The following is a 23,812-nucleotide window of genomic DNA, read 5'->3' as shown; positions in this document are numbered from 1 at the left end:
ATGCACTGGGTGCCACCCTCGTCCCGAACCCCACCCGGAGGCCGTCCGTGCTGACCCGTATCGACCACATCGGCATCGCCTGCTTCGACCTCGACAAGACGGTCGAGTTCTACCGCAACACCTACGGCTTCGAGGTGTTCCACTCCGAGGTCAACGAGGAGCAGGGGGTCCGCGAGGCGATGCTGAAGATCAACGACACCGGGGACGGCGGCGCCTCCTACCTGCAGCTGCTGGAGCCCACCCGGGAGGACTCCACGGTCGCCAAGTGGCTGGCGAAGAACGGCGAGGGCGTGCACCACATCGCCTTCGGCACCCCCGACGTCGACGGGGACGCCGCGGACATCAAGTCCAAGGGCGTGCGGGTGCTGTACGACGAGCCGCGGATCGGCTCGATGGGCTCCCGGATCACCTTCCTGCACCCGAAGGACTGCGGCGGCGTGCTGACCGAGCTGGTCACCTCGGCGACCGGACCGGTCGAACACTGACGGGTAACTTGGGAAAACCCCCACACCCCCATTCCCCCGCCGTTCGCGACCACTACAATGCCCAGGTGCGCTGTAGCGCCCAGGGGAGTCCACGACGCGGGCGCGGCTGAACGGTCGCAGTTCGGATCTGTCACCATTCTCCAGAGGCAACAGTTCGCTCAGGAGTCCACTCGGACGGCGGAGCGATGCAAGGACCGAGCCGGTCCGGTCCCGGAGCATCGGGGCAGGAGCGGCTCCGGTCGAAGACGCGACCAGGAGATGGATGGGACCGCGGAGTGCGGGGCTACGACCGCTACGAGGTTGAGGATCACCTCTCCAAGTTCGAAGCCGAGCTCGAGAAGGCCCGCAAGGACCGGGACAAGACTCTCGAGCACGCCGACGACCTCGCCTACCAGGTGGAGGTGCTCCGGGCCAAGCTTCACGAGGCCCGGCGGCAGCTCGCCCAGCCGCGCGCCTTCGACTCCGTCTCCGGTCAGGCCGAGCAGGTCCTGCGCAACGCCGAGATGCAGGCCGAGGCGATGCGCCAGGACGCCGAGCGCCAGCTGCGCGAGTCCCAGGCGGCCACCCAGCGACTGCTGGCCGAGGCCGCCGAGCGGACCGCCCAGCTGGAGTCGGAGTTCAACGCCCGCCGCCGGCAGCTGGAGGAGGAGCTCTCCGAGTTCCGCCGGGCCGCCGAGCGGCACGTCAACGAGAACGTCTCCTGGGCCGAGCAGACCCGCGCCGGGACCGAGCAGGAGGCCCAGCGCCTGCTCCAGGAGGCCCGGGTCGAGGCCGAGCGGATGATGGCCGCCGTCCGGGCCGAGGCCGAGGCGCTCGCCGACCAGGCCCGCGCCCAGACCGCCGCCGACGTGGACGCCGCCCGCGGCGAGGCCCGGGCCGCCGCCGAGGCCGCCCTGCAGCGCGCCCAGAGCGACGCCGAACGGCTGCTGCGGGCCGCCTCCGAGCAGGCCCAGCAGACCGTCGGCCAGGCCGAGGAGCTGCGCGGCACCGCCGCCAACGAGGCCCAGGCCCAGCTCGCCGGGGCGCACGCCGCCGCCGAGCAGCAGCTGACCGCAGCCCGGGCCGAGATCAGCGCCCTCAAGCAGCAGGCCCTCGCCGACCAGGAGCGCGCCGAGGCCGCCCTGGCCGGCGCCCAGGCGGAGATAGAGCGGCTGCGCGCCGAGGCGCTGGCCGAGGCCGAGCGGGCCCGGGCCGAGGCCGCCCGGATGCGCGAGGAGGCGGAGGCCGCCGCCGTCCGCCTGCAGCACGAGGCCACCGAGGCCGCCGAGCGGACCGTCGCCAGCGGCGCCGCCTCCGCCGAGCAGCGGGCCCTCACCGCCAAGGCCGAGATCGCCAAGATGGTGGCCGCCGCGACCCGCGAGGCCGACCTGATCAAGGCCGCCGCGTCGACCGCGCAGGCCGAGGCGGACGCCGCCAAGGCCGCCGCCGCCGAGGAGAGCGAGCGGCTGCGGCTGACCGCCGAGACGGTCGCCGTGCAGCTGCGCGAAGAGGCCGAGGCGGCCATCGCCGAACAGCGCGCCGAGACCGAGCGGGACATCGCCGAGCTGCGCGAGCAGGCGCTGGCCGAGGCCGGGCACATCCGCGCCGAGGCCGAGGAGTCCGGCCGTGCCGAGGGCGCCAAGGACGCCGCCGTCCACCTCGCCAAGGCCGCCAAGCAGGCCGAGGAGGTGCTCGCGCGGGCCGGCCGGGACGCCGAGGCCACCCGCGGCGAGGCCGCCGCCGAGGCGGAGCGGATCCGTACCGGGGCCACCGCCGAGGCCGAGCGGCTGCGCGAGCAGGCCCAGGCCGCCGTCGAGGAGGCGCAGAACGCCGCGCTGGACGACGCCGCCTCCATCCGCGAGCAGATGGAGCGGATGCACGACGAGGCCGCCGCGCTGCGCGCCGAGGCCGAGGAGATCCGTTCCGCCACCGAGGCGGAGGCCGAGCGGGTCCGCACCGAGGCCCGCCGGCAGGCCGCGGTGCAGATCGAGGAGTCCGCGAAGAGCGCCGAGGAGCTGCTGACCGCCGCCAAGGCCGACGCCGACGCGCTGCGCGCCGGTGCGGCCGGCGAGGTCGAGCGGATCCGCGCCGAGGCCGCCGAGCAGGCCGCCGAGCAGCAGGGCCGGGCCGAGCAGACCCTGGCCCGGGCCCGGACCGAGGCCGAGAAGCTGACCGTCGCCGCCGAGCGGCAGGGCCAGGAGGCGCTCACCGCCGCCAAGGCCGCCGCCGCGGAGAACCGCGCGGCCGCCGAGCGGGAGACCGCCGAGCTGCGCCGCGAGGCACAGGCCGCCGCGCAGGCCGTCGAGGACGACGCCCGGGCCGCCGCGCAGGCCGTCGGGGACGAGGCCCGGGCCGCCGCCGAGGAGCTGCGCGCCGAGACCGACGCGTGGGTCCGGCAGACCCGCGGCGAGGCCGAGGCGGAGGCCGCCGCGCTGCGCGAGGAGAGCCGCCGCGAGCGCGAGGACGCCTCCGCCGGGCTCCTGCGCGAGCAGCAGGAGACCACCGAGCTGCTGGCCGCCGCCAAGGCCGACCGGGAGGCCGCCGAGACCGACGCGGCCGAGGTCCGGGAGTCCGCCCGTACCGAGGCGGAGCGGCTGCGCACCGAGGCCGAGCAGACCCTGGGCGCCGCCCGGGACACCGCCGCCGAGCAGCTGGCCGAGGCCGAGCAGGCCGCCGCCGCGCTGCGCACCGAGGCCGCCGACGCCGCCGAGGCACTGCGTGCCGAGGGCGCCGCCGAGCTGGCCGCCGCCGGCGAGGAGGCGGCCGGTGCCCGCCGGGACGCCGAGGAGCTGACCGCGCGGACCGCCGCCGAGACCGCCGAGCAGCTGGCCGCCGCCGAGCGCCGGGCCGCCGAGCTGGTCTCCGCCGCCGAGGACGAGGTCGCCGAGGTCCGCCAGTCGGTGGCCGGGCTGCACGAGGCCGCCTCCCAGCAGATCGCCGAGCGGCAGGGCACGGCCGAGCGGGAGGCCGCCGAGCTGCGCGCCGCCGCCGAGACCTTCGACCGGGAGACCCGCGAGGCCGCCGAGGCGTACGACACCGAGCTGCGCACCGGCGCGGACGGCTACGCCGCCGAGGTCCGGGCCGCCGCCGACGCCGAGACCGCCGAGCTGCGGGCGACCGCCGAGCGGGAGAGCGCCGAGGTCCGCGAGCTGGCCCGGACGTACGACACCGAGCTGCGCGCCGCCGTCGAGGCGGAGGTCGCCGGGCTGCGGGCCGCCGCCGAGCAGGAGACCGCCGAGCTGCGGGCCGCGGTCGAGGCCGAGCTGGCCGGGCAGCGCGAGCAGGTGGCCGCGGAGCTGGCCGCCGAGCAGGAGGCCGCCGCCGCCGCGATCGCCGAGCAGCGGGCCGAGGCGACGGCGTACGACGCCGAGCTGCGGGCCGCCGCCGACGCGGAGCGCCTGGCCGCGACCGGGTTCGCCGAGCAGCACCGCGCGGAGGCCGAGACGCAGGCCCGGCAGCTGGTCGCCGAGGCCGAGCAGGCCGGTGCCCTGGCGGTCGCCGAGTCGGAGGAGTTCGCCGCCGCGCTGCGCTCGGAGGCCGAGGAGTACGCGCTGGCCACCCGCACCCTGGCGGAGGGCTACGACAAGGACCTGCGGGCCCGGGCCCAGCTCTTCGACACCGAGACCCGGGAGTCGGCCGAGAGCTACGACAAGTCCACCCGGGAGCAGGCGAAGTCGGTGCTGGAGAAGGCGTTCGCCGACGCCGAGCAGCTCGGCGAGGACGCCCAGACCGGCGCGCTGGAGGTCACCACGGCCGCCGAGGAGCAGGCCGACGCGATGGTCGCCGCCTCCCGCAAGGAGGCCGAGCGGCTGGTCGCGGCCGGTGAGGCGGCCGGCAAGGTCGCGGTGGAGAAGGCGCGCAGCGACGCGGACGCCCTGCTCGCCGAGGCCCGCCGGGACTCCACCGCGATCCGTGAGCGCGCCGAGGAGCTGCGCGAGCGCACCGACGCGGAGATCGAGGCGCTGCACGAGCGGGCCCGCAAGGAGAACGCGCAGGCCATGAAGTCGGCCGGCGAGCGGGTCGACACGCTGGTGACCGCGGCCCAGGAGCAGCTGACCGAGGCCGAGGAGCAGGCGGCGAAGGCCGTCGCCGAGGCCGAGGAGAACGCGGCGAAGCTGGTCAAGGCGGCCGAGGAGCGGGCGTCCGAGCTCACCTCGGACGCCTCGACGGAGGCCTCCAAGGTCCGGATCGCCGCGGTGCGCAAGGCCGAGGGCCTGCTGAAGGAGGCGGAGACCAAGCTCCACGACTCCACCACCCGGGCCGAGGCGCTGATCGTCAAGGCCGAGGCGAAGCTGCAGTCCGCCGAGGACGAGGCCGAGCTGAAGCTGGAGGACGCCTCGGTCGAGGTCGAGAAGCGGCTGCGGCGGGCCGGCCGCGACGCCGAGGACCAGCTGCGGCTGGCCGAGGAGGAGGCCGAGCGGATCCTCGCCGAGGCGAAGGCCGAGGCCAAGCGCGTGACCGACGAGGGTCGGCAGGAGTTGGACGAGCTGGTCCGGCGGCGCAAGGACATCAACACCGAGATCTCTCGGGTCCAGGACGTGCTGTCGGCACTGGAGGCGTTCGAGGCACCGTCGTCGACCGCGCAGAGCAACGGGGGAAGCAAGAAGGACGGAGCGCCCAAGGCCGGTGCCGGGGTGGGCGCTCCCCGATCGGGTGGCAATCGCTCCGGGGGCGCGCCACCCGATTGAGCGGACATTGTCCGCGAAGCGACGGCGTTTCGCCGTTGACACTCCGGTACCGTGTCAGGATTCCCTCTAACCACTCAGCGGTTTGACGACAGGAAGCCCAGAAATCCCATGAGCGACAGTCACTCCCCGCACGGCTTCGACCTGGTACGCCGTGGGTACGAGCGCGCCCAGGTCGACGAGCGGATCGCCAAGCTGGTGGCCGACCGCGACTCCGCACTCTCCAGGATCAGTGCGCTCGAGAAGCGCATCGAGGAACTCCACCTGGAGACCCAGACCGCGCAGGCCGCCGTCACCGAGCAGGAGCCGTCGTACGCCGGTCTCGGTGCCCGGGTGGAGAAGATCCTCCGTCTCGCCGAGGAGGAGGCCAACGAGCTCCGCCAGGAGGCGCACCACGCCGCCGAGCAGCACCGCGAGCTCGCCGAGGCCGCCGCGCAGCAGGTCCGCACCGAGGCCGAGAACTACGCCAAGGACCGCAAGGCCAAGGCGGAGGACGAGGGCCGCCGGATCGTCGACAAGGCGAACAGCGACTCCGCTCAGCTGCGGGCCGAGGCCAACAAGGACGCGCAGAACAAGCGCGAGGAGGCGGACGCCCTCTTCGAGGAGACCCGCACCAAGGCCGCCCAGGCCGCCCTGGAGTTCGAGACCAACCTGGCCAAGCGCCGCGAGCAGTCCGAGCGCGACCTGGCGGCCCGTCAGGCCAAGGCGGAGAAGCGCCTCGCCGAGATCGAGCACCGCGCCGAGCAGCTCCGCCTGGAGGCGGAGAAGCTGCGCACCGACGCCGAGCGCCGCGCCCGCCAGACGGTGGAGACCGCCCAGCGCCAGGCCGAGGACATCGTGGCCGACGCCAACGCCAAGGCCGACCGGATCCGCAGCGAATCCGAGCGCGAGCTGGCGGCGCTCACCAACCGCCGCGACTCGATCAACGCGCAGCTCACCAACGTGCGCGAGATGCTCGCCACCCTCACCGGTGCCGCGGTCGCCGCGGCCTCCCTGCCGACCGACGACGCCCTGGGCGTCCCGGCCCAGCAGTCCCGCTAAGGGTTTCCCCGAAAGGGGCGCGCGGCTCACGCCGCGCGCCCCTTTCGTGCTTCTACGCTTCGTGCATTTACGCCCTGACCCGCTTCAGCAGCGCCCGCACCGCCGCGTTGAAGGTCTCCGGCGCCTCCAGCGAGGAGAGGTGCCCGACCGACGGGATGACGGTCAGTTCGGCGTCCGACAGGGCGGCGGCCATCATCCGGGCCTCGGCGAGCGGGGTGACGGCGTCCAGCTCGCCCACCACGACCGCGGCCGGCACGTCCAGGCCCGCCAGCACCTCCAGCGAGTCCTCGCGGGCGGCCATGGCGCGCTGCGCCCAGGCGACCGCCCGCGGCGGCGCCTCGGCGATCATCGCGCGGACCTGCGCGACCAGCTCGGGGTCGGTGCCGGGGGCGAGCAGCCCGTCCTCGATCCGCTCCTCGGCGAGCAGCGCGACGCTGTCCCGGGCGAGCACGGCGGCGGCGATCCGCTCCCGGTTGGTGCGGGCGGCGTCGCCGTCGGCGGTGGCCTTGGTGTCGGCGAGCAGCAGTCCGCAGATCCGCTCGGGGTGGCGGCGGGCGAAGGCCATCGCGACGTAGCCGCCCATCGAGAGTCCGCCGATCACGGCCCGGTCCACGTCCATCGCGTCCAGCAGGGCGGCGAGGTCGTCGGCGGCGGCGTCCAGCGAGGGCGCGGTGTCGTCGCCGAGCGGTGCGGAGCCGAAGCCGCGCTGGTCCGGGGTGATCACCCGGGCCAGGTCGCCGGCCGGGCCGGGCAGCCGCTCCAGCTGGGCGGCCCACATCCGGGCGGAGAGCGGGAAGGCGTGCAGCAGGACGAGCGGGGTGCCGGTGCCGTGCTCCGGGGCGGCCTGCGCGCGGGGAAAGGTCATGGTCCAACCGTATGGCCACGACGCGCGCCGTCCCCACCCCTGCCAAATGTCCGTTTTGTCATACTCTGACGGGGAGTAAGGAGAGCTGATGATCGAACTGCACCAGCTGACGAAACGCTACGGCGAGAAGACCGCCGTCCAGGACCTCACCTTCCAGGTCCCCCAGGGCGTGGTCACCGGCTTCCTCGGCCCGAACGGCGCGGGCAAGTCCACCACCATGCGCATGATCCTCGACCTGGACCGGCCGAGCAGCGGCCGGGTCACCATCGACGGCAAGCGGTACGGGCAGCTGCAGGAGCCGCTGAAGTACATCGGCGCGCTGCTGGAGGCCAAGGCCGTCCACCCCGGCCGCACCGCCTACGACCACCTGCTGTGGCTGGCCCAGTCCAACCGGATCCCGAAGCAGCGGGTCGACCAGATGCTGGAGCTGGTCGGCCTGACCTCGGTGGCGAAGAAACGGGCGCGCGGCTTCTCGCTCGGCATGGGCCAGCGCCTGGGCATCGCCTCCGCGCTGCTCGGCGACCCGGAGATCCTGATGTTCGACGAGCCGGTGAACGGGCTCGACCCCGAGGGCATCCTGTGGATCCGCAACCTGATGAAGGGCCTGGCCGCCGAGGGGCGGACGGTCTTCGTCTCCTCCCACCTGATGAGCGAGATGGCCCTGACCGCCGACCACCTGGTGGTGATCGGCCGCGGCCGGCTGCTGGCCGACCTGTCGATGGCCGAGTTCATCAAGCAGAACTCCCGTTCCGCGGTCCGCATCCGCACCCCGCACGTCGAGCAGCTGCTGGACGCCCTGCGCGGCGCCGGCCTGCAGCCGCAGAGCGGCCCGGACGGCACCTGGGAGATCGAGGACGGCGACCCGGCCTTCCTCGGCGACCTGGCCGCCCGGCACGGCATCACGCTGCACGAGCTGAGCCCGCAGCAGGCCTCGCTGGAGGAGGCCTTCATGCAGATGACCGCCGACTCGGTCGAGTACCAGACCGGCGGAGGCGCCGCCCAGCCGCCCGGCACCGACCTCGCCTGGGGCGAGGGCTGGCAGCAGCAGCAGCGGAAGGAGAACTGATGGCCGCCTTCCCGGCGATCCTGCAGTCCGAGTGGACCAAGATCCGCAGCGTCCGCTCGACCATCTGGACCCTGGCGCTGACCTTCGTGGTCACGCTCGGCCTCGGCGCGCTGCTCTCCCTGCTGACCAACAACAACTTCGAGGAGTTCACCGGCAACGACCCGACGCCGTTCGACGCCACCGGCACCGCCTTCTCCGGGATCCTGCTCGGCGAGCTGGCGATCATCGTCTTCGGCGTGCTGGCGATCGGCAACGAGTACTCGACCGGCATGATCCGGGTCTCGCTGGCGGCCGTCCCCCAGCGCGGCACCCTGCTGGCCGGGAAGGCCGCGGTGCTCGGCGCGCTCGCCCTGGCGGTGTCGCTGGTGACCGCGTTCGTCACCTTCTTCGTCGGCCAGGCGATGCTCGGCGACCACGCGACCACGATCGGCTCGCCGCACGTGCTGCGCGCGGTCCTCGGCGCGGCGCTCTACCTGACCATGCTCTGCCTCTTCGCGGCCGGGGTCACCGCGATGCTGCACAACCAGACCCTGGCGCTGGGCATCCTGGTGCCGTTCTTCTTCCTGCTCTCGCCGATCCTCTCGGCGGTGCCGAAGGTGAAGACCCTGGCGCACTGGTTCCCGGACTACGCGGGCTCCCGGATGCTGCTGGTGTACGAGCAGAGCGGGCAGCCGTACGGGCCGTGGGCCGGCTTCGCGGTCTGCCTGGCCTGGACGGCGGCGGCGCTGCTCGGCGGAGCGCTGGTGCTGAAGAAGCGCGACGCCTGACCCGCCCGGACGGGCCTCAGTACTTGGGAGCGCCGCGGCCGCGCTGCACGTTGGCGCCGCGGCGCTCCCGCGCGTTCCAGCACGCCCGGTGCCAGTGCCGGCGGTCCTCCACCCCGGGGCCGTGGTCGGGCCACGCCACCACGTGGCCGGTGCCCGGCGGGATCTCCTGGTCGCACCCGGGGCAGCGGTAGAACCGCCCGGGCGTGCCCGCGACGGTCTGGACCACCCACTCCTCGCCGCGGTAGCTCTCCGTCCGGCGCAGGGAGCTTCCGAACGGCGCGGGCGGGTCCTCCGAGTGCGGCTCGGAGCCCTTGATCCGGTTGCGTCGGGGGGACACGTGACTACCTCTCGGCCGGGCGCGTTGTACTCCAAGGGTACGGGTCGTCAGTTGGCCGCCGGCTCCCCTATCACGGGTCGCCGGGGAGCTCCCCCGTTTCCCCTGAGATCCACCCGATCTCTTGGGAAAATCGTGAATCCACGTGCCGTTGGCACATGACATGGGTTACTCACGAAGGGACAAGGCGGGGCCCGCAGACCCTGCGCGCACCCCAGGAGGCCCACCGATGACCAAGACCACCCCCCGGCCCGACTCCCGTTCCGGCCGGATCGCCACCGCGACCGCCGCGCCGAGAGTCCCTCGGCAGGCCCCGCCGCTGCCCGCGGCGGCGCCGCTGCTGGGGCAGCCGACCGGCACCGACGGGATCCGGGTCGGCGCGTTCCTGCTGTCCGCGCAGTTCCCCGGCCAGACCCACGCCGAGGCGCTGGAGCGCACGGTGTCCGCGGCGACCGCCGCCGAGCGGTCCGGGCTGGACAGCGTCTGGCTCGCCGAGCACCACTTCGTCCCGTACGGCGTCTGCCCCAACGCCGCCACCCTGGCCGCGCTGCTGCTCGGCCGCACCCGGCGGATCGGCGTCGGCACCGCGGTCAGCGTGCTCTCCACCAGCCACCCGGTCGCGCTCGGCGAGCAGGCCGCGATGCTCCACCTGATCTCCGGCGGCCGGTTCACCCTGGGTGTCGGCCGCGGCGGCCCGTGGATCGACCTGGAGGTCTTCGGGACCGGCCTGGAGGCGTACGAGCAGGGCTTCCCGGAGCGCCTCGACCTGCTGCTGCGCTGGCTGCGCGGCACCCGGGTCGGCGCCTGCGGGCCGACCTTCGAGTTCCCCGAGGTCCCGGTGGTGCCGCGGGCCACCGAGCCCCCGCGGATGCCGGACCTCTCCGGCTGGCTCGGCCTCGACCAGGCACCGCTGTCGGCCTTCCCCCGGCAGCGCCAGGAGGCCCGCGGCGAGAGCGCCGGCGGCCCGCCGATGGTGGTCGCCTGCACCTCGCCGAACGGCGTGCGCACCGCCGCCGAGCGCGGCCTGCCGATGCTGCTCGGCATGCACTCCGGTGACGACGACAAGCGCGACATGCTGGCCGCCTACCGCGACGCCTGGCGGGCCTGCGGGCGCGGCGAGGAGCAGCTCGCCCGGGTCGAGCAGGAGCACGTCGCGGCCGGCGTCGCCCAGGTCGAGGACCGCGGCTCCACCGCCCGGGACAACCTGCTGCGCGCCATGCCGGACTTCTTCGCGCACGGCCTCGGCGCGCACCGCACCGTCGACGGCCGCACCCGCACCATGCGCGACCCGTACGCGTACACCGAGCTGCTCTGCGACCTGCACGCCGTCGGCACGCCGCGGCAGTGCGCGGACAAGCTGCTCGCCACCGCCGAGCGGACCGGCATCCGGCGCTTCGCCCTGCTCGCCGAGGGCTCCGGCGACACCGAGGCGACGCTGCACAACATCGACCGGCTCGGCACCGAGGTGCTGCCGCAGCTGGGCTGAGCAGCAGGCCCGCGGAACCGCCGTGGGCCGCCTCCGGTACGTACCGGGGGCGGCCCACTCGGTGGCCCGTGCAGAGCCTGCGAGGGCAGAGGTCTACGAGCGCAGAGGTCTACGAGGGTCAGGGACAGCGGTCGAACCGCCGTCAGCAGTCGCGCAGCTCCGGCGACTGGTTGAGCAGCTGGGCCCGGACCGAGGTGAAACGCCGGTAGCGCTCGTCGTTGCGCTCCGACGGGGCGAACACCGCGACCCGGTGGCAGTTCTGGAACGCCAGCTGGACGCCGAAGTGCCGCGAGAGCGCCCCGCGGATCGCGTCACTGGCCATCGCGCGCAGCAGTTGGCCACGGGCCTGCTCGCTGGGCGGCGGGACATCGTTGTCGGCGAAATCGGTGCCGTCGACCTTCATCTGGGCGACCAGCGAGCTGATCATGTCCCAGGCGAAGGGGAGGGAGGTGCGGACGCAGTCGACGAACTCCGCCTCGTCGACCTCGCCTCGTTCGGCCTTCTCGAGCAGGGCCGGTGAGACGTCGAGCGACATGGGTTCTCCTCTCGCGGTCCGCCCGGACCCGGCAGGGCCCGAACGGTCGTGCGGTAGCTGCGAATTGCGAATGGTGCCGTGCCGTGCTCATACAGGGTGTGGCGGGATGTCACCCCAGGGTGACAGGCAAGTGTGAGCACTGCTGGCGAATCCGTCGATTTCCACTGGAAACGCCACTCGGACGTCCAGATTGGCCGGATACCGTCGGACCGTTCATCCCATGTCTCCATCCCCGTTGGCGCAACCGCACCGCGCCGCCACGACCGGACGACGGTCGAACACGACGCGTGAAGTTACGGTCACCATGTTTCGCCGCCTTCGCCGTTTCTTCACCCGGCTGTCGCGGAATCGCATCAACTGGCCCCGGTGGGCTAGCGTGGTCGACCGTGCGTCTCGTAATTGCCCGCTGCTCTGTCGACTATGCCGGTCGGCTGTCCGCCCATCTCCCGTCCGCCACCCGGCTCATCCTGGTGAAGGCCGACGGGTCGGTGAGCATCCATGCCGACGACCGTGCCTACAAGCCGCTCAACTGGATGTCGCCGCCGTGCACGCTCAAGGAGGCCGACTCCACCTGGACGGTCACCAACAAGGCCGGTGAGAAGCTCATCATCACCCTGGAGGAGGTGCTGCACGACTCCTCGCACGAACTCGGCGTGGACCCCGGCCTGGTGAAGGACGGCGTCGAAGCCCACCTGCAGGAGCTCCTCGCCGACCGGATGGAGGTGCTCGGGTCCGGCTGGCAGCTGATCCGCCGTGAGTACCCGACCGCGATCGGGCCGGTGGACATCCTGTGCCGCGACTCCGACGGCGCGACCGTCGCCGTGGAGATCAAGCGCCGCGGCGAGATCGACGGCGTCGAGCAGCTCACCCGGTACCTGGAACTGCTCAACCGCGACCCGCTGCTCGCGCCCGTGAAGGGCGTCTTCGCCGCGCAGGAGATCAAGCCGCAGGCGCGGGTGCTCGCCACCGACCGCGGCATCGGCTGCGTGGTCCTGGACTACGACGAGCTGCGCGGCATCGACGACGACAAGCTGAAGCTGTTCTAGCCCCGCGGCCGACCCCTCACGTCGTGGGGGGATCGGTCGGCGTGGTCGGCGTCGGAGTCGGAGTCGGCGTGGGGGTCGGCGTCGGAGTCGGCGTGGGCGTCGAAGTCGGCGCCGGGGTGGTCGGCTGGGTGCCGCCACTGCCCGTGCCGCCGCCGGGGGCCGTCGTGGTCTTCGTCGCCGTCGGGGACTTGCTCGGGGTCGGCTTGCGGGTCGTCGAGGAGCTCGCGGACGGGGACGCCGAGGCGCTCGGGTCGGCCGGGGCGGTGCTGCTCGCCGGGTCGTCCGGGCTCGGGGTCGCGCTGCTCGGGAAGACCACCTCGCCGGTCCCGGCGCCGTCCTCCACGGAGTTGCCGGACCGGCCGCCGCCGCCCGCCGCACCGCCGGTCCCGGCGACGCTCAGCCCGATCGCGGTGCCGAGCACACCGACCGCCATCACCGCCGCCGTGGCGGCCAGCACGGTCCGCCGCCGGTCCCCCGCCCGCCCGTACGCGGAGCGGAACCGGTACGGCACCTGCGCGGCGATCGCCCGGATCACCGGCCGCCGCCCGCCGGAACCGCCGGTCGGCGCGCCGATCGGACGCGCGGCGTCCTCGCGCAGCAGGTCGAGCATCCGCCGGGCGCCGGCCGAGCCGCGCGGCTCGCCGAGCGCGGCGCGCAGGGCGACCGCCGCCTCCAGCTCCGCGGCGGACCGCTGCGAGGCGCCGGTGCACAGCGCGTACACGCCCAACTCGTGGTGGAACCAGGCCTCGTCGAGGGTGGCGCCGAGCGCGCGGGCGGCCTCCAGGCCGAGCTGCAGGACCCGCTCCCACGCCCCCCAGCGCAGCGACAGCGCCAGCGCGGGCGCGGCGGCCCGGGCCAGCCGGAGCACCGCCTGCGGGCGCTCCGCGTCCCGGTCGGCGAGCAGGGCTGCGACCAGCACCTCCGCCTCGGCGGCGATCTGCCGGGTGGAGACCGAGCTGTGCCCGACCCACCAGGAGAAGTGCTCGGCGGCGCCGTACGCGATGTCGCCCGGCTCCCAACGGGTGTGGAGCACCTCGGCGACGCCCTCGGTCAGCCGGTGGTGGCCGCCGACCGAGACGGCGAGGCCGCACTCGACGAGTTCCTGCAGGGCGCTCTCGCCGAAGCCGACGTCGATCAGCGCGGGCAGGTGCGAGGCGGTGGGCAGTTCGCCGTCCAGGGCGAGGGCCAGCAGCAGGACGCTGCGCGCCTCCTCGCTCAGCCCGTCGGCGAGGCGGGCGGCGGGCGCCGCGCTCTCCGCCACCGAGGCGAGCGGGACGGTGCGGCGCAGCTCCGCCTCCAGCTCGGCGGGGTCGGCCGGTTCGGCGACCACCTTCACCGAGCCGAAGACGCCGACGCGGTCCTCGCGCGCGGCGACCAGGGCGTCCACGGCGACGTCCCGCTGGCGCAGCAGGGCGGCGGCGCGGACGAAGCGCAGCGGCAGGCCCTCGGACTCGAACCAGAGGTCGACCGCCCACGCCCGCTCGATCTCGTCCAGCGGCCGGCCGGCCAGGCGGGCGGCCAGGGTGAGGCTGGCGGAGCGGGACAGTCCGGCCACCAGATGGTCCTGCAGCCGGGAGTCGAGGGGCAGTTGGGGGCTGTCCGGCGGGACGGAGATCAGGAAGGCGCACTCGGGCGCGAGGGCGAGCAGCGCCTCCAGTTCGGCGCCGGCCGGTTCGACGTCGTCGATGACGACCACCGCGCCGACCCGGGCGAGCAGTTCGGCGAGCTGCTCCGGGTCCGGTCGGAAGTCGGGGGCGTGGTGGGTGGCGGCGAACAGGTCCTGCACCAGGTCGTCGGCGCTGCGGCGGTGGCCGCTGAGCCGGACCACGCCGTCCGGGGCGAGCTCGCCGGCGGCCTCGGCGACGGCCGCCAGCAGGGCGCTGCGGCCGGAGCCCGCCTGGCCGACCAGGCGTATGGAGCGGCCCTCGGCGAGCCGGCCGAGCAGCTGCGCGACGTCCGTCTCGCGGTCGAGCAGCGGGAGGTCGCCGTGGCCGGTGCCCATCGCGAGCGGGCCGACCGCGGAGGCCGGGCCGAGGTCGGGGCGGGCCTGGACCAGGCTCCGGACGCGGCGCGGCTGCGGCATCCACTCCTCGGGGCAGCGCCGCGCCTCGGACCCGTCCGGGCCGCCGACGGTCAGCAGCCGTTCGCCGCTGACCACCTCACCGGTACGCGGGCGCGCGCCGTCCTGCCGGAAGTCGCCGTCTGGCTGTTCCACGTCGCTGCTCCCCGCAATCGGTCACGGATACCTGAGCGCAGACTTTCCCACACCCCCGGCCCCCACCGACACCGGGGTGCCCGGGAAACCCGCACGGCCCCGGTGCGCGGCGGCGGCGGGGCGGCGGAGGGTGGGGCGCGGGTCGGGCGCGGCGGGGCTCAGCCCAGGGCGGGGAGGGTGCTTCCGTAGGGGTCGGCGACGGCGCCCTCGACGGCCAGGATGCGGTGCAGGCGGGTGGCGACCAGCAGGCGCTGGAGCTGGACCGGGACGGCGCGCAGGACCAGCCGCCGGCCGAGCCGCCCGGCCCGCCGGTGGGTGCCCATGATCACGCCGAGTCCGGTCGCGTCCCAGAACTCCAGCCGGCCGAGGTCCAGGACGAGGTCGCCCTGGCCGCCGTCGACGGCGGCGTGCAGACGGGCGCGGGCGTCGGCGGCGCTGCGGACGTCCAGGCGGCCCTCGATGGCCAGGCCGGTGTGGTCGCCGGTGATTCGCACGCTGTCCTCCTCCTCGCCCGTCTGCCGGGTCTTCCGCGGCTCCGTCCCAGGGGTTCCCGCTCGGGCTCCTGCTCGGGCGGGCGTTCGTCGCCTCGGCCCGGGGCCCCGCAGGTGGGTCTCCCCCTCATCTGACGGTGAACCAACTCCGCAGGTTGCTGCCCCCCGGTGGAGTGGCCCTCAACTTCACCCGTCCGAGGGAATATACGCAGGAACTTCCCATACCCACGCTCGATTACCGCCCAAATCACCCGTCTGCGGGGTGACCGTGAGCAAACTCACCCGGGCGGATCAGCCCTGGTAGCCGTAGAAGCCGCGACCGCTCTTGCGGCCGAGGTCGCCCGCGGTGACCATGCGCGCCATGATCTCCGGCGCGGCGAACTTCTCGTCCTGGGTCTCGGCGTAGATGTTGCGGGCGGCGTGCAGCAGGATGTCCACGCCGGTCAGGTCGGCGGTCTGCAGCGGGCCCATCGGGTGGCCGAAGCCGAGGCGGCAGGCGGTGTCGATGTCCTCGGCGGTGGCGACGCCCGACTCGTACAGCTTGGCGGCCTCGACGACCAGGGCGGTGATCAGGCGGGTGGTGACGAAGCCGGCGACGTCGCGGTTGACCACCACGACCTCCTTGCCGACGCCCTCGGCGTAGGCGCGGGCGCGGGCCAGCGTCTCGTCGCTCGTCTTGTAGCCGCGGACCAGCTCGACCAGCTTCATCAGCGGCACCGGCGAGAAGAAGTGCACGCCGACCACGGCCTCGGGCCGCTCGGTGACGGCGGCGATCCGGGTGATCGGGATGGCGGAGGTGTTGGAGCCGAGCACCGCGCCGTCCTTGGCGAGCTTGTCGAGCTCGCGGAAGACGCCCTCCTTGACCTCCAGCTTCTCGAACACCGCCTCGATCACGATGTCGGCCTCGGAGATCCCGCCGAGGTCGGTGGTGGTGGTGATCCGGCCGAGCGCCGCGGTGGCCTCCTCGGCGGTCATCCGGCCCTTGGCGACGAACTTCTCGTAGGAGGCCTCGATGCCGTCCAGGCCGCGCCGCAGGGCGGCGTCGGTGACGTCGCGCAGCACCACGGGGTGCCCGGCCTGCGCCGAGACCTGCGCGATGCCGGCGCCCATCAGGCCGGCGCCGATCACGGCGATCTGCTGGGTCGAAGCGTTGCTCATGGCGTGGGTCTCCCGAGTGCCGTCCGAAGTCCGCGGCCCCGGGCAGGGGTCTCCCCCCGTGAGCCGCGCCGCTCGTGGACCGGACTTTAGTGCCCGAAGGACCGTTGTGGTGCCATTCAGGGGTGTGATCTGCGTCGTCACCTGACGGGCCGTCGGATCACGTGAGCGCGGTCACTCCCACGCCCTCCGACGGGCACTCCTGCGGCCGCCGGCAGTCGCTCCCCCGCCCTCCGGCGGTCACTCCCCCGGGTGCCCGGGCGCCTCGACGCCGAACTCCTTGGCGAGGATCGCCGCCTGCACCCGGCTGCGCAGCTCCAGCTTGGCGAAGATCCGACTGACGTGGGTCTTGGTGGTGGCCTCGGCCATCTCCAGCCGGGCGGCGATCTGGCCGTTGGACAGGCCCGCGCCGATGCAGCCCAGCACCTCCCGCTCGCGCGGGGTCAGCGCGGACAGGTCGGCGACCGGCGCCGCGGCCCCGCTGCGGGCGAAGGAGGCGATCAGCCGCCGGGTCACCGAGGGGGCCAGCATGCCGTCGCCGCGGGCGACCGTCCGGACCCCCTCGACCAGGGCGTCCGCCTCGACGGTCTTGAGCAGGAACCCGGCCGCGCCGGCCCGCAGCGCGCCCCACACGTACTCGTCCAGGTCGAAGGTGGTCAGCACCAGCACCTGCGCGCCCGTCCCGGCGACCACCCGGCGGGTCGCCGAGACGCCGTCCAGCCGCGGCATCTGAATGTCCATCAGCACCACGTCCGGGCGCAGCTCCTGGGCCAGCCGTACGGCCTCCTCGCCGTCCGCCGCCTGCCCCACCACCTCCAGGTCCTCCTCGGCCCGCAGGATCATCACCAGGGCCGCCCGCACGGCCGCCTGGTCCTCCGCCACCAGCACCCGGATCACGGCCGCCCCTCCTTCGTCTCGCGCGGCAGCACCGCGCGCACCCGCCACACCCCGTCCGCCGGGCCCGCGGTGAACTCGCCGCCGAGCAGTTGGGCCCGCTCGGCCATCCCGACCAGCCCGGCGCCCGCGCCCTGCAGCGGGCGGCCCGCACCGGCCCGGTACGCGCTCTCCGCGGTGATCTCCACCCGCTCGGCGCGGTAGCCGAGCCGCACCCGCACCGTACCGGGCGCGGCGTGCTTCACGGCGTTGGTCAGCGACTCCTGGACGATCCGGTACGCCGCCAGCTCGACCGGGGCGGACAGCTCGCCGCGCTCGCCCTCCTCCACCACCTCGAAGCCCAGCCCGGCCTCCCGCCCGGCCGCCCGCGCCTGCGCCACCACCACGTCCAGCGCGGCCAGCCGCGGCGCCGCGTACGCCTCGTCCGGCTCCTCCTCGCGCAGCAGGCCGATCATTCGGCGCATCTCGGCCAGGCCCAGCACGCTGTTCTCCCGGATCACCGCGAGCGCCTCCAGCACCGGGTCGTCCTCCGGCTGCTGCCGGCGGCGGGCCAGCGACTGGGCGCCGGTCGCGTGGATCGCGATCGCCGACAGGTGGTTGGCGATCACGTCGTGCAGCTCCCGCGCCATCCGGGCGCGCTCGGCGACCACCGCACCGCGCCGGTCCAGCTCGGCGAGCAGCGCGGTCTGCTCGGCCCGCAGGTGCTCCGTCTCGGCGCGGTCCCGGTGGCGGCGGACCAGGTCGGCCGTCCAGACCGGCGCGATGAAGATCAGACCGCAGAAGCCGGCCACCACCAGGGCGTTCGACACGTCCGCGTAGAGCAGGGTCAGGCCGGACAGCACCACCGTGGTCGCGCCGCCGGTCAGGTGCAGGACCTTCGCCATCCGCGGCGGCCCGTACAGCACGCCCGCGTACAGCAGGTCGGTGAACATCACCACCATCGCCAGCACCGAGCCGTAGAACACCCCGACGCCGAACACCACGCCGCCGACGGAGACCGTCCAGATCGGGTGGGTGCGCCGCAGCAGCTCCAGCCCCGACATCAGCACCACCGGAATCAGTGCGGCCCACCACGGGACCAACTCGTTGCGGTCGTACGCGCCGACGGCGGTGAGCAGCACGCCGGCGGCGAGACCGGCGGCCGCGATGGCGGAATCCTGCTGACGGGGGCTGAACGTCACGCCACCCATCCCATCACCCGCCGGCCCGGTCCGGGACGACCGACCGGAGGAGGCGGGGTACATCGAAGGTTGCAGGCCGCTGTCCGCTCACCCGACGACGACAACCGGGCCGTGCCCCGGCGAGGATCGAGGGCATGGTGTCCCTGATCGTGGCCGGCGAGATCGGCTTCTGGGTGCTCCTCGCACTCGCCCTGGTGGTCCGGTACGTGCTCGCGTGGCGCCGGGCGAGCACCACGCTGCTCCTGCTGCTGCCGGTGGTCGACCTGGTGATCCTCGGCGCGACCGTCGCCGACCTGCGCGGCGGTGCCACCGCCGACTGGACGCACGGCCTGGCCGCCTCCTACGTCGGCTTCTCCGTCGCCTACGGCCACCGCCTGGTCACCTGGGCCGACGCCCACGCCGCGCACCGCCTGGCCGGCGGCCCCGTGCCGCCGCGGCCGCCCAAGTACGGGCGCGAGCGCGCCGCGTACGAGTGGCGGACGTTCGGCCTGACGCTGCTCTCCTGCACCGTCACGGTCGCCCTGATCGCCGCCGTCCAGCTCCTCGCCGACGCCCCCGCCCTCGACTCCTGGTACCGGCGGATGGCCCTGGTCGCCGGCATCAACCTGCTGATCGCCGCGAGCTACACCGTCTTCCCCAAGCGCCCGAAGGCCGGCTAGCGGTTCTCGCCCGGCACCCACAGGACGTCGCCGCGCTCCTTGTTGGCCGCCCGCGCCAGGATGAACAGCAGGTCCGACAGCCGGTTCAGGTACTTCGCGGTCAGCGGGTTGACGGTGTCCCCGTGCGCCTCGATCGCCGCCCAGGTCGCCCGCTCCGCGCGCCGCACCACCGTGCACGCCAGGTGCAGGTACGCCGCCCCCGCAGTGCCGCCGGGCAGGATGAAGCTGCGGAGCTTCTCCAGCGACTCCAGATAGTGGTCGCAGTCCGTCTCCAGCCGGTCGATGTACGACTGCAGCACCCGCAGCGGCGGGTACTCGGGGTCCTCCACCACCGGCGTCGCCAGGTCCGCCCCGACGTCGAAGAGGTCGTTCTGGATCCGCGTCAGCACCACCGACACGTCCTCGGGCAGCGCCCCCGCCGCGATGGCCACCCCGATCGCCGCGTTCGCCTCGTTGGTGTCCGCGTAGGCCACCAGCCTCGGGTCCGTCTTGGTCGTCCGGCTCATGTCCCCGAGCGCCGTCGTCCCGTCGTCCCCGGTCCGCGTGTAGATCCGCGTCAGATTCACCATGCCCGCAGCGTACTCACGCCCCGCGCGGCTCACCCGTGATTGCGACGCCGATCACAAACCCCTTCGCCGGCCCGGCCGGCACCACGACCTCGGTCCCGTACGGCATCCGCACCTCGGCCTCGTACGTGCCCCGCTCGGCCTCGGGCGCGGACAGCACGGTCACGTGCCCCACCCCGTCGAAGTCGTCGATGATCACGTACACCGGGATCCCCGCCTGCGCGTAGGCACGCCGCTTGCGCACCAAGTCCCGCTTGCGAGCATCGTGCCCGGGCGGGACGACCTCGACCATCAGCCCGATCCGGTCGGCCAGTGCTCCGAGCTTCTCGCTGTCGAGAACCGATCGGAGGTCGGCCGAGGTGACCATCACGTCGGGGATCCAGACCTTGCGGCCGAAGATCACGTTGGTGTCCTGATAGGCCGCGTCCGTGCTGCCCGCGAGGAACCGGTCCAGCTCACGCCGGAACGTGTTGGCGACCGTTGCGTGCTCGCCTCCGCCAGTCGGTGACACCTCGATGCACCCCTCCACGATCTCGGCTCGGAAGCCGTCGGAGAGTTCGAGGGCCTTCCACGCCTGCCACAGCACCTCGTCGAGGTCGGGCACGTCGTCGAAGTCGAGATCTGCGTCGTGGGCCGGAGCGGTCATTCGGAACCCACCTCCTCCGCCCAGTCTGTACGGCCGAGGCGAGTCTGCACAACGAACTCCGGCACGCGCGGCGGATCCGTCGGTGCGCCACCGCAACGGGTGACGAGGCTCAGGCGACGTTGACGCGCTGGCCGGGAGGTGCGGCTTCGAGCCAGGCGAGGAAGCCGGTGAGGGCGTCCTCGCTCATGGCGAGTTCGAGGGGGGCGCCGTTGTGGAGGCAGCGCAGGACGACGGAGCCGGAGAGCAGGGCGAGCTCCTCCTGGCCCTCGGGGTAGCGGCGGCCGAGCACCTCGATCTCGGTGCGGGGCAGCACCCGCTTGGGCCGCGGCGCGTAGGAGAAGACCCGGAACCACTCGATGGAGTCGCCGCTGTACCGGCCGATACCAAAAACCCACCCCTTGCCGTCGGTCACCGGGACCGGGGCGGAGGTGGGCTGTCCGTGCTCGTCGAGGTCGGGCTGCGTGGACGCGTCGGCGGGCATTTTGAGGCGGTAGGAACAGTCGAACGTGCCGCCCACCCGCTGGATGAGCCGGCGGCGTACCGCGAATCCGACCAGGCCGGCCACGCATACGGCGACGACGACCGCGCACAGCACAAGGGCGAGGACCATGCTCACCGACCTCCTCGCTACCTTCATCCCCGTGGCGGGCCGCCGGGACGGACCGGCGACCGCACTGTCCTACCAACTGATACGACAGTCCCGGGGTCACGCTCACGCGTCCCCGGGACCGTCGGTGAAGCTACGTTCAGATGTGCGCCTTCAGGCCGCGGGCGGCCACCAGACGCACCTCGGCGCGACGCTCGGCGTGCGCGTCGAGCTCGGACTTGGCGTTCTCCAGCGCGCGCTCGGCACGGGCGACGTCGATCTCGTCCGCCAGCTCGGCGATCTCGGCGAGGATCGAGAGCTTGTTCTCGGCGAAGGAGATGAAACCGCCGTGCACCGCCGCGACGACGGTGCCGCCGTCGGTGGTGCGGATGGTGACCGGACCGGTCTCCAGCACGCTCAGCACCGGGGTGTGGCCCGGCATGATGCCGGTGTCACCGGAGGCCGTGCGGGCGACAACGATGGTGGCCGCACCGGACCACACCTTGCGGTCGGCTGCGACCAGCTCGACGTGCAGCTCAGCCAACGTGGGCTCCTAGGCTCTTGCCGATTTCTTCGACGCAGGGCGCCGGGTCGACCGACAGTTTCGGTAAGAATAACGGGCCCGTGCCCCCGGAATGAAACCAAGGGCGCGGAAATGACCGGGATCACAGCCCTTCCGAGCCATGAGGGGTGGTCCCCAAGAGACGGGGACCACCCCTCACGGTCGTTCAGCCGTCAGCCGGCCGGGTGATTACTTCTTGGCCAGCTCGGCGGCGTTGCGCTCGAGGTCCTCGATGCCACCGCACATGAAGAAGGCCTGCTCGGGAACGGCGTCGTACTTGCCGTCCGCGATCGCGTTGAACGCCTCGATGGTCTCCGACAGCGGAACGGTCGAGCCGTCGACGCCGGTGAACTGCTTCGCCACGTAGGTGTTCTGCGAGAGGAAGCGCTCGATGCGACGGGCGCGGTGCACCGTGATCTTGTCGTCCTCGGACAGCTCGTCGATACCGAGGATCGCGATGATGTCCTGCAGGTCCTTGTACTTCTGCAGGATCCCCTTGACGCGGATGGCCGTGTCGTAGTGGGTCTGCGCGATGTACCGCGGGTCGAGGATGCGGGACGTGGAGTCCAGCGGGTCGACGGCCGGGTAGATGCCCTTCTCCGAGATCGGGCGCGACAGAACGGTGGTCGCGTCCAGGTGGGCGAAGGTGGTGGCCGGCGCCGGGTCGGTCAGGTCGTCCGCGGGGACGTAGATCGCCTGCATGGAGGTGATCGAGTGACCGCGGGTCGAGGTGATGCGCTCCTGGAGGAGGCCCATCTCGTCGGCCAGGTTCGGCTGGTAACCCACCGCGGAGGGCATACGGCCGAGCAGGGTCGACACCTCGGAACCGGCCTGGGTGAACCGGAAGATGTTGTCGATGAAGAGGAGCACGTCCTGCTGCTCCACGTCACGGAAGTACTCCGCCATGGTCAGCGCGGAGAGCGCGACGCGCAGACGGGTGCCCGGGGGCTCGTCCATCTGGCCGAAGACCAGCGCGGTCTTGTCCAGAACGCCGGAGTCCACCATCTCGTGGATGAGGTCGTTGCCCTCACGGGTGCGCTCGCCGACACCGGCGAACACCGACACACCACCGAAGTTCTCGGCGACGCGGTAGATCATCTCCTGGATCAGAACGGTCTTGCCGACACCGGCACCACCGAACAGACCGATCTTGCCACCCTGCACGTACGGGGTGAGGAGGTCGATGACCTTGATGCCGGTCTCGAACATCTCGGTCTTCGACTCGAGGTCCGCGAAGTTCGGCGCCTTGCGGTGGATCGGCCACTTGACCTCGACCTGGGCCTCGAACTCGGCCTTGTCGACGTTCAGCACCTCACCGAGGGCGTTGAACACCTTGCCCTTGGTGATCTGGCCGACCGGCACGGAGATGGCCGCACCGGTGTCGGAGACCTGGGCGCCACGGACCAGGCCGTCGGTCGGCTGCATCGAGATGCCGCGGACCAGGCCGTCGCCGAGGTGCTGGGCAACCTCGAGGGTCAGGGTCTTCTTGCCCGTGCCGTCGGGGTTGTCCACCTCGACGTGCAGGGCGTTGAACATGTCGGGAATCGCGTCGACGGGGAACTCCACGTCGACGACCGGGCCGATGACCCGCGCGACGCGGCCCGTCGCCGTGGTCGGCTCAACAGTGGTGGTCATACTCATTCGCTCCCGCGGCTAGCGTCGGCGAGGGCGTTGGCGCCGCCGACGATCTCGCTGATTTCCTGGGTGATCTCGGCCTGACGGGCCGAGTTGGCAAGCCGCGTGAGCGACTTGATGAGCTCGCCGGCGTTGTCCGTCGCGCTCTTCATCGCGCGGCGGCGGGCGGCGTGCTCGGAAGCGGCCGACTGCAGCAGCGCGTTGTAGATCCGGCTCTCGACGTACCGCGGCAGCAGCGCGTCCAGAACACCCTCCGCCGACGGCTCGAAGTCGTACAGCGGGAAGATCTGGTTCTTCGCCTTGCTGGCGTCGCTGAGCTCGACCTCGTCGAGCTTCAGCGGCAGCAGCCGGGCGTCCTGGGCGGTCTGCGTCAGCATCGACTCGAACTTGGTCGACACCAGGTGCAGCTCGTCCACACCGCCGGTCTCCGCGGTGAAGGCCTCGATCAGCTCGACCGCGACGGCCTTGGCGTCACCGTAGGTCGGCTTGTCGGAGAACCCCGTGTACGACCCCGCGACCTCAAGGTTGCGGAAGTTGTAGTACGAGACGCCCTTGCGGCCGACGATGTAGGTCACCACGTCCTTGCCCTCTTCGCGAAGCTTCGCGCTGAGCGCGACCGCCTGCTTGATGGCGTTGGTCGAGTAGCCGCCGGCCAGGCCGCGGTCCGCCGTGATCAGCAGGACGGCGGCCTTGGTGGCCTGCGGGTTCTCGGTGGTGAGCGGGTGCTTGGCGTTGGACCGGGTGGCCACCGCCGTCACCGCCCGGGTGAGCTCATCGGCGTACGGAGTGGAGGCGGCCACCGCGCGCTGCGCCTTGACGATGCGCGACGCGGAGATCATCTCCATCGCCTTGGTGATCTTCTTCGTCGCGGTGACAGAGCGGATCCGGCGCTTGTAGACCCGAAGCTGTGCTCCCATGGGTCGTTACGTCCTT

At 73.1% G+C, this 23,812-nt stretch carries 22 protein-coding genes; 8 read left to right on the top strand and 14 right to left on the bottom strand.

Going from position 1 to position 23,812, the window contains the following annotated elements:
- Positions 1 to 47 precede the first annotated feature (47 nt).
- The 3 genes from mce to ACGFX4_RS01315 all read left to right on the top strand — a co-directional run bounded on the left by mce (position 48) and on the right by ACGFX4_RS01315 (position 6,190).
- On the top strand, positions 48 to 485 hold the full coding sequence (gene mce, locus ACGFX4_RS01325) for a methylmalonyl-CoA epimerase (protein WP_393069194.1): 438 nt from the start codon (positions 48 to 50) through the stop codon (positions 483 to 485).
- Positions 486 to 760: 275 nt separating this feature from the next.
- Positions 761 to 5,152 (top strand): hypothetical protein, encoded by a 4,392-nt coding sequence (locus tag ACGFX4_RS01320; protein ID WP_393069192.1) that lies wholly within the window; start codon positions 761 to 763, stop codon positions 5,150 to 5,152.
- 108 nt (positions 5,153 to 5,260) lie between these two features.
- Positions 5,261 to 6,190, top strand: a complete 930-nt coding sequence (locus tag ACGFX4_RS01315; RefSeq protein ID WP_345699006.1) for a cellulose-binding protein — start codon at positions 5,261 to 5,263, stop codon at positions 6,188 to 6,190.
- 67 nt (positions 6,191 to 6,257) lie between these two features.
- Here ACGFX4_RS01315 and ACGFX4_RS01310 read toward each other — a convergent pair whose 3' ends face one another.
- Positions 6,258 to 7,055: an alpha/beta fold hydrolase gene (locus tag ACGFX4_RS01310; protein WP_393069191.1), complete on the bottom strand. Its 798-nt coding sequence runs from the start codon at positions 7,053 to 7,055 to the stop codon at positions 6,258 to 6,260.
- Positions 7,056 to 7,143: 88 nt separating this feature from the next.
- On the opposite strand from ACGFX4_RS01310, the gene ACGFX4_RS01305 reads away from it, so the two are divergent.
- Positions 7,144 to 8,121 (top strand): ABC transporter ATP-binding protein, encoded by a 978-nt coding sequence (locus ACGFX4_RS01305; RefSeq protein ID WP_393069189.1) that lies wholly within the window; start codon positions 7,144 to 7,146, stop codon positions 8,119 to 8,121.
- A complete protein-coding gene (locus ACGFX4_RS01300; protein WP_393069188.1) occupies positions 8,121 to 8,888 on the top strand; it encodes an ABC transporter permease subunit in 768 nt (255 codons plus the stop codon). Before ACGFX4_RS01305 ends, ACGFX4_RS01300 begins: the two co-directional genes overlap by 1 nt.
- Positions 8,889 to 8,904: 16 nt before the next feature.
- Here ACGFX4_RS01300 and ACGFX4_RS01295 read toward each other — a convergent pair whose 3' ends face one another.
- On the bottom strand, positions 8,905 to 9,225 hold the full coding sequence (locus ACGFX4_RS01295; RefSeq protein WP_393069186.1) for an ATP/GTP-binding protein: 321 nt from the start codon (positions 9,223 to 9,225) through the stop codon (positions 8,905 to 8,907).
- A 364-nt stretch (positions 9,226 to 9,589) separates the two neighbouring features.
- On the opposite strand from ACGFX4_RS01295, the gene ACGFX4_RS01290 reads away from it, so the two are divergent.
- Positions 9,590 to 10,708, top strand: a complete 1,119-nt coding sequence (locus ACGFX4_RS01290) for an LLM class flavin-dependent oxidoreductase (RefSeq protein ID WP_393069329.1) — start codon at positions 9,590 to 9,592, stop codon at positions 10,706 to 10,708.
- A gap of 142 nt (positions 10,709 to 10,850) precedes the next feature.
- Here the strand turns inward: ACGFX4_RS01290 and ACGFX4_RS01285 are convergent, their stop codons facing one another.
- Positions 10,851 to 11,243 carry an SCO5389 family protein gene (locus tag ACGFX4_RS01285; RefSeq protein ID WP_345699001.1) on the bottom strand — a complete coding sequence of 131 codons (393 nt, stop codon included), beginning with the start codon at positions 11,241 to 11,243 and terminating at the stop codon, positions 10,851 to 10,853.
- 386 nt (positions 11,244 to 11,629) lie between these two features.
- On the opposite strand from ACGFX4_RS01285, the gene nucS reads away from it, so the two are divergent.
- Entirely contained in the window at positions 11,630 to 12,289 is a 660-nt protein-coding gene (nucS, locus tag ACGFX4_RS01280) for an endonuclease NucS (protein WP_393069185.1), read from the top strand.
- A 16-nt stretch (positions 12,290 to 12,305) separates the two neighbouring features.
- Here the strand turns inward: nucS and ACGFX4_RS01275 are convergent, their stop codons facing one another.
- From ACGFX4_RS01275 to ACGFX4_RS01255, 5 genes are all read right to left on the bottom strand, one after another.
- Positions 12,306 to 14,504 carry an ATP-binding protein gene (locus ACGFX4_RS01275; protein ID WP_393069184.1) on the bottom strand — a complete coding sequence of 733 codons (2,199 nt, stop codon included), beginning with the start codon at positions 14,502 to 14,504 and terminating at the stop codon, positions 12,306 to 12,308.
- A gap of 158 nt (positions 14,505 to 14,662) precedes the next feature.
- On the bottom strand, positions 14,663 to 14,998 hold the full coding sequence (locus ACGFX4_RS01270) for an STAS domain-containing protein (protein WP_345698998.1): 336 nt from the start codon (positions 14,996 to 14,998) through the stop codon (positions 14,663 to 14,665).
- 288 nt (positions 14,999 to 15,286) lie between these two features.
- Positions 15,287 to 16,153 carry a 3-hydroxyacyl-CoA dehydrogenase family protein gene (locus ACGFX4_RS01265; RefSeq protein WP_345698997.1) on the bottom strand — a complete coding sequence of 289 codons (867 nt, stop codon included), beginning with the start codon at positions 16,151 to 16,153 and terminating at the stop codon, positions 15,287 to 15,289.
- A gap of 237 nt (positions 16,154 to 16,390) precedes the next feature.
- On the bottom strand, positions 16,391 to 17,047 hold the full coding sequence (locus tag ACGFX4_RS01260) for a response regulator (protein WP_393069182.1): 657 nt from the start codon (positions 17,045 to 17,047) through the stop codon (positions 16,391 to 16,393).
- Positions 17,044 to 18,225, bottom strand: coding sequence for a sensor histidine kinase (locus ACGFX4_RS01255; protein WP_393069181.1), 1,182 nt, complete (start codon positions 18,223 to 18,225; stop codon positions 17,044 to 17,046). Before ACGFX4_RS01255 ends, ACGFX4_RS01260 begins: the two co-directional genes overlap by 4 nt.
- A 134-nt stretch (positions 18,226 to 18,359) precedes the next feature.
- On the opposite strand from ACGFX4_RS01255, the gene ACGFX4_RS01250 reads away from it, so the two are divergent.
- Complete coding sequence (locus ACGFX4_RS01250) at positions 18,360 to 18,884, top strand: hypothetical protein (protein WP_393069179.1); 525 nt, start codon at positions 18,360 to 18,362, stop codon at positions 18,882 to 18,884.
- Here the strand turns inward: ACGFX4_RS01250 and ACGFX4_RS01245 are convergent.
- The 6 genes from ACGFX4_RS01245 to ACGFX4_RS01220 all read right to left on the bottom strand — a co-directional run bounded on the left by ACGFX4_RS01245 (position 18,881) and on the right by ACGFX4_RS01220 (position 23,796).
- Positions 18,881 to 19,453 carry a cob(I)yrinic acid a,c-diamide adenosyltransferase gene (locus tag ACGFX4_RS01245; protein ID WP_393069177.1) on the bottom strand — a complete coding sequence of 191 codons (573 nt, stop codon included), beginning with the start codon at positions 19,451 to 19,453 and terminating at the stop codon, positions 18,881 to 18,883. The two genes, ACGFX4_RS01250 and ACGFX4_RS01245, sit on opposite strands and share 4 nt — an antisense overlap.
- Before the next feature lie 13 nt (positions 19,454 to 19,466).
- Positions 19,467 to 20,096, bottom strand: a complete 630-nt coding sequence (locus tag ACGFX4_RS01240; protein WP_393069176.1) for a Uma2 family endonuclease — start codon at positions 20,094 to 20,096, stop codon at positions 19,467 to 19,469.
- A gap of 109 nt (positions 20,097 to 20,205) precedes the next feature.
- Positions 20,206 to 20,706 carry a DUF2550 domain-containing protein gene (locus ACGFX4_RS01235; RefSeq protein ID WP_345698992.1) on the bottom strand — a complete coding sequence of 167 codons (501 nt, stop codon included), beginning with the start codon at positions 20,704 to 20,706 and terminating at the stop codon, positions 20,206 to 20,208.
- A 136-nt stretch (positions 20,707 to 20,842) separates the two neighbouring features.
- Positions 20,843 to 21,226: a F0F1 ATP synthase subunit epsilon gene (locus tag ACGFX4_RS01230; RefSeq protein WP_393069174.1), complete on the bottom strand. Its 384-nt coding sequence runs from the start codon at positions 21,224 to 21,226 to the stop codon at positions 20,843 to 20,845.
- Positions 21,227 to 21,433: 207 nt separating this feature from the next.
- A complete protein-coding gene (gene atpD / locus ACGFX4_RS01225) occupies positions 21,434 to 22,879 on the bottom strand; it encodes a F0F1 ATP synthase subunit beta (RefSeq protein WP_393069172.1) in 1,446 nt (481 codons plus the stop codon).
- A gap of 2 nt (positions 22,880 to 22,881) precedes the next feature.
- Entirely contained in the window at positions 22,882 to 23,796 is a 915-nt protein-coding gene (locus ACGFX4_RS01220; protein WP_393069169.1) for a F0F1 ATP synthase subunit gamma, read from the bottom strand.
- Between the last annotated feature and the right edge of the window lie 16 nt (positions 23,797 to 23,812).

The organism is Kitasatospora sp. NPDC048365, from assembly GCF_043200835.1.
Lineage (GTDB): Bacteria > Actinomycetota > Actinomycetes > Streptomycetales > Streptomycetaceae > Kitasatospora > Kitasatospora terrestris.
Note: the sequence above shows the minus strand (reverse complement) of the source record. Positions and strands in the feature narration are given on the sequence as shown.